Origin of the sequence: Promicromonospora sp. NPDC060204 (assembly GCF_042728455.1) — a bacterium.
Lineage (GTDB): Bacteria > Actinomycetota > Actinomycetes > Actinomycetales > Cellulomonadaceae > Promicromonospora.
The window spans coordinates 1-2,393 of record NZ_JBHWZO010000435.1; the positions used below are offsets into that span (position 1 = coordinate 1).

General features: G+C 70.1%; 3 protein-coding genes. All 3 read left to right on the forward strand.

What is annotated here, in order from left to right; genetic code table 11:
* Positions 1-199: 199 nt before the first annotated feature.
* The 3 genes from ACFWEJ_RS28440 to efp all read left to right on the forward strand — a co-directional run bounded on the left by ACFWEJ_RS28440 (position 200) and on the right by efp (position 2,391).
* Positions 200-1,060 carry a hypothetical protein gene (locus tag ACFWEJ_RS28440; protein WP_377232513.1) on the forward strand — a complete coding sequence of 287 codons (861 nt, stop codon included), beginning with the start codon at positions 200-202 and terminating at the stop codon, positions 1,058-1,060.
* The gene (locus ACFWEJ_RS28445) at positions 1,057-1,713 is read left to right on the forward strand and encodes a hypothetical protein (RefSeq protein ID WP_377232514.1); all 657 of its coding nucleotides are present in this window, start codon (positions 1,057-1,059) and stop codon (positions 1,711-1,713) included. Before ACFWEJ_RS28440 ends, ACFWEJ_RS28445 begins: the two co-directional genes overlap by 4 nt.
* 114 nt (positions 1,714-1,827) lie before the next feature.
* Positions 1,828-2,391 carry an elongation factor P gene (gene efp, locus ACFWEJ_RS28450; RefSeq protein WP_285104671.1) on the forward strand — a complete coding sequence of 188 codons (564 nt, stop codon included), beginning with the start codon at positions 1,828-1,830 and terminating at the stop codon, positions 2,389-2,391.
* The last annotated feature ends 2 nt before the right edge of the window (positions 2,392-2,393 follow it).

Genomic DNA, 2,393 nt, shown 5'->3' on the forward strand with positions numbered 1-2,393 from the left:
GACGGGGACCGTGGCCGGATTCGGGTTCGACTCGTACCGGCTCGCGCTCTCGGCGATCGCGGCGCGGCTCGGGGAGTAGCTGGTGGAGTAGCTGGGCGAGGAGTTCGCCCGATATGATCACAACAAGGCTCTAGGCTTGAGTTGGTTCTATCAAGTCTTGAGCCTTGAGCATGTGGAGTTAAGGCTCTAGGCTTGAGCCATGATTGTCCTGACCGTCGACCAGCGGGGTTCGACCTACGCGGCCGACCGCGTTCCCGAGGTCCTCGCGGAGCTCGCGCGGCTGACTCGCTTCCGCGAGGGCGTCGTCGTGGGGTTCGAGCGCACGGTGGGTGACGAGGTGCAGGGCATCCTGGCGTCGGGCCGGGCGGGCGCCGAGCTCGCGGTCGACCTGTCCCTGCACCTGCTGCGCGACCAGGGCTGGAGCGTCGGCATCGGCGTCGGCCAGGTCGAGGGGCCGCTGCCCACGGTGTCCCGGGAGGCGCGCGGCTTCGCGTTCTACCGCGCCCGCGACGCCGTCGAGCGGGCCAAGACGCGCGGCAGGGGCACGTCGGTCGCGGTGGAGGGTCCGCCGCCGGGTGCGCCCGACCTGAGGACCACCATCTCCGGGGCGGCTGCCCCCGGCGCGCCTGCCCAGGACACGGCCGTCCCGGGCACATCTGCCCCCGACACGGCAGCCTCGGACACAGCAGCCTCCGACACAGCCGCGCAGCCCGACCTCGCCGCAGAGGTCGAGGCGCTGTTGCGACTCCTCGCGGCGATTCGCGCGCGCCGCACGCCCCAAGGGTGGGAGGTCGCCGATACGCTCGCCTCGCTGGCGGACAAACCGGGACGACAGAGGATCGTCGCCCAGTCCTTGCACGTCAGCGAGCAGGCGGTGAGCCAGCGGGTCCGAGCGGCGCTCTGGCAGGAGGAGGAAGCGGTGCGGCCGGTGGTGGTGCGGTTGCTCGCCGAGCTGAGCAGCTCGGTGGGCCCGGACCTGGTGCCCGGGCCCGACTCCGTCGCCAAGGAAGAACCACGCCAAGAGCTGGCACAAAGAGCTGAGGGGAACGTCACGCCGTGACCTGGGAGATGCTGGACTACCTCGACGGACTGCAGTGGGTCGCCGCGATCGCGACCTGGCTGATCACGTTGGCGCTGAGCGTCATCGTGGGCTCGTGGGTGGTGCCCTGGGTGCTGCGCCGCGCGGGCCGCGGCGACCTGCCCTGGGCCCGCTACAAGCCGCCCGTGTACCCGCAGGCCCTGGAGCCGGGCGAGGGTGAGGGCACTGCGGGCGCGGCCGGAGAGGGCTCAGCAGGAGAAGGCGCAGCGGGAGAAGGCGCAACCGGCGAGGGCACGGCAGCCGCGGCCGGCGAGGGCGAGAAGGCCGAGAAGGGCTCCGGCTCCGGGGCCGACGGCGGCTCCGGGGTGGCCAAGGGCGGCCACACCGGCGAGGAGTCGCCCACCGGCACGATGCACCCGGACGCCGTCGCGATCCTCCGGGGCGGCGCGTGGCTCGGTGTGCTGGAGCGCCTGGCGATCACGGGCTCCCTCCTGGCCGGCTACCCGTACGGCATCGCGATCGTCGTCGCCATCAAGGGCCTGGGGCGGTACGCGGAGCTGCGCGACCAGCCCGTCGCGTCGGAGCGGTTCGTCGTGGGTACGCTCGCCTCGTTGATCTGGTCGGTCGCCACCGGTCTGCTGGGACTCGTCGTGCTGAATGCGCTCGTCCTCTGACCGGTCCGGTAGACTTGACCGCTGCTGCTTGACACCTCGCTTGATCACCCCAGCCGCCGGCCTCTCGTCGGCGTGCCCCGGGGTACACCCTTCACCCGACACAGGAAGACGAACGTGGCTACCTCCAACGACATCAAGAACGGCACCGTGCTCCGCATCGACGGCAACCTCTGGTCCGTCATCGAGTTCCAGCATGTCAAGCCGGGCAAGGGTGGAGCGTTCGTCCGCACGAAGATGAAGAACGTGCTGTCCGGCAAGGTCGTCGACAAGACGTTCAACGCGGGCATCAAGGTCGAGACGGCCAACGTCGACCGTCGCGACTTCCAGTACCTGTACATGGACGGCGAGGACTTCGTCTTCATGGACAACGACACGTACGACCAGATCAACGTGTCGGCCGCGACCGTCGGCGACGCGAAGGACTACATGCTCGAGGGCATGAGCGTCATGCTCGCCTCGAACGACGGCACCCCGCTGTACATCGAGCTGCCGGCGTCCGTCGTGCTGGAGATCACCTACACGGAGCCGGGCCTGCAGGGCGACCGCTCCACCGGTGGCACCAAGCCGGCGACGCTCGAGACGGGCGCGGAGATCCAGGTCCCGCTGTTCCTCGAGCAGGGCGTCAAGGTCAAGGTCGACACCCGCACGGGCGACTACCTCGGTCGCGTCACCGAGTGATC